Source organism: Vibrio sp. M260118 (assembly GCF_036533755.1).
Classification (GTDB): Bacteria; Pseudomonadota; Gammaproteobacteria; order Enterobacterales; family Vibrionaceae; genus Vibrio.
In genome coordinates, this window is the sequence record NZ_JATABG010000486.1 from 1 (window position 1) to 2,137 (window position 2,137).

General features: G+C 45.6%; 4 protein-coding genes. 1 reads left to right on the forward strand and 3 read right to left on the reverse strand.

Annotation, left to right across the window (positions count from 1 at the left end):
- The coding region (locus QTO00_RS18680; protein WP_331426106.1) for an SDR family NAD(P)-dependent oxidoreductase at positions 1 to 297 on the reverse strand (297 nt) is incomplete at its 3' end.
- Between the two features lie 38 nt (positions 298 to 335).
- On the reverse strand, positions 336 to 1,241 hold the full coding sequence (locus QTO00_RS18685) for a LysR family transcriptional regulator (RefSeq protein WP_331426107.1): 906 nt from the start codon (positions 1,239 to 1,241) through the stop codon (positions 336 to 338).
- Positions 1,242 to 1,324: 83 nt separating this feature from the next.
- On the opposite strand from QTO00_RS18685, the gene QTO00_RS18690 reads away from it, so the two are divergent.
- Entirely contained in the window at positions 1,325 to 1,561 is a 237-nt protein-coding gene (locus QTO00_RS18690; RefSeq protein ID WP_038202204.1) for a DUF2798 domain-containing protein, read from the forward strand.
- Between the two features lie 44 nt (positions 1,562 to 1,605).
- On the opposite strand, the gene QTO00_RS18695 is transcribed toward QTO00_RS18690, so the two are convergent.
- On the reverse strand, positions 1,606 to 2,137 hold a 532-nt coding region (locus QTO00_RS18695), incomplete at its 5' end, for a YebC/PmpR family DNA-binding transcriptional regulator (protein WP_331426108.1).

A 2,137-nucleotide genomic window follows, 5' to 3' on the forward strand; every position in this document is an offset into this window, starting at 1 on the left:
CTCACTCAACGTCGATTGAGTAAATAGAACGCCTGCATTGTTCACCAAGTGAGTGACCGTGCCATAGCGCTGGGTCACTTCGGCAAACATAGCTTCTACTTGGTCTTGGTCTGACACATCAGCCTGTACCGAAAATGCATCTCCACCCGCGGAAACGATCTGCTCCACCACTTCATTAGCGCGCTGGTGGTTTTTAAGATAATTGACAACGACGGCATAGCCCTGACTCGCAAGTAGCTTTGCAGTTTCAGCACCAATTCCCCGACTCGCCCCTGTCACAATAACCACTTTGTCCATGTAATCTGCGTTCCTTATCTGTTGTTCTACAGGTGACTTTACAGTGTAAAATCCGTTGGCTCTTGCATCTTCTCGGCACCAGCAATTAGACGTTCGACCAATAAGCTTAGGGCTTTGGGTTGATAACGCCTCTGCTTATAAACTAAGTAAGCTTGTCTCACACTGCGTTGATACTGAGGCAATACCCTAACCAAATTCATCCCTTTTTGTACATGTCGAAAAGGTAAAGATGCCACGCCCAAACCTTTTTCTACCGCGCCACGTACCGCCACAATATCATTGACGATCAGCTTGGGCTTCACGCTCATAACATCAATCAGATGCTCTTGTTGATAAACTGAAATGTCAAAAGCATGGTCGACGCTGACCCAGTCAAGCTGACTCAAGGATTCAAGATCATTCACCTCACCGACTTTGGATAAATATTCGGGACTGGCAAAAAAGGCATGACGAGCTTTAAACAAAGATCTAGCGATCATGTCATTCATCTCTGCTAAATCAAAGGTGATCAGCAAGTCCCTGTCTGTTTGCGGGACAGCTTGCTCTTGGCTAAGCACCAAGTCGAGTGATACTTTGGGGTATTCAACCAAAAACTGCTCAACAACGTCTCCGACAAAGGCGCGATAAAAGTTGTGCGGAATCGCGAGTTTTATCTTGCCCGACACCTCCTGCGTATCGGAAAGCATTTGCCCGAAACCAGATTCGACCGATTCAATGCCGCTTCTAAGCAGCTCAAAGGCCTCTGAGCCACTTTGTGTCGCCACTAGCTCTCTGCCCTTTTTTTCCAGTAATCGTGTATTGAGGCGCTGTTCAAGGGCAGATAGGCGACGTGACATGGTCGAGACTGGAAGCTGAAGCTTTTTGGATGCCGACAACAAAGAGCCTTCTTCCACCACGCTACAAAACAAATAAAGATCATCCATGTTTCCAAATATGGAATTCATAGTTCTGTACCTGCTTATTTTTTTCACTATTGGATAGTTATATCCTGAACATCATTAAAATAACAACAGAAAGAGGAGAATTTATGAGTCGCAAACATTTTTGGATTACCGCCCTGCTTTCGTCTTTGACCATGGCGATTATTATGTCTGGATTGATTTCAGGTTATCGATTGGGCTTCAATCATCAATGGCCAGCGATTTGGCTAGACAGCTTTATTCTAGCCTGGCCCGTCGCTTTAACGCTTAACTTGACTGTCTTACCACAAATTAGAAAGCTGTCTAACTGGTTAGCGGGTACCGACGCTATCTCTCAAGCATAAAAAAACCGAGCGTTAATCGCTCGGTTTTTTTATTCTGTAATCAATTACAGTTCAGCGTTATGGTAAACCTGCTGAACGTCATCACAGTCATCTAGAAGGTCGAGGAACTTCTGGAACTTCTCAGCATCTTCACCCGCGACTGGCGTTTGAGTTTGCGGTACGAAAGTGATCTCTTCTACATCAAGAGTCAGATCTGGGAACGCACCGTTTAGAGCAGTCTTAGTTTTGAAGAACTCTGTGTGAGGAGCAAATACAGTAATCACGCCATCTTCAAGTTCAACGTCTGTCACGTCTACGTCGTCCATCATTAGCGTTTCTAGGATGATTTCATCATCGTCGCCTTTGAACTGGAATACGGCTTGGTGATCAAACATGTGAGAAACTGAACCTTCAACACCGATCTTCGCACCGGTCTTTACAAAGCATTGACGCACATCTTGGAAAGTACGGTTGCCGTTGTCAGTTAAACAGTCAACGATGACGCTTGTGCCGCCAGGGCCAAAGCCTTCGTAACGAGCAGGAACGTAATCTTCACCGCCGCCACCATTTGCTTTGTCAATCGCTTTATCGATAACG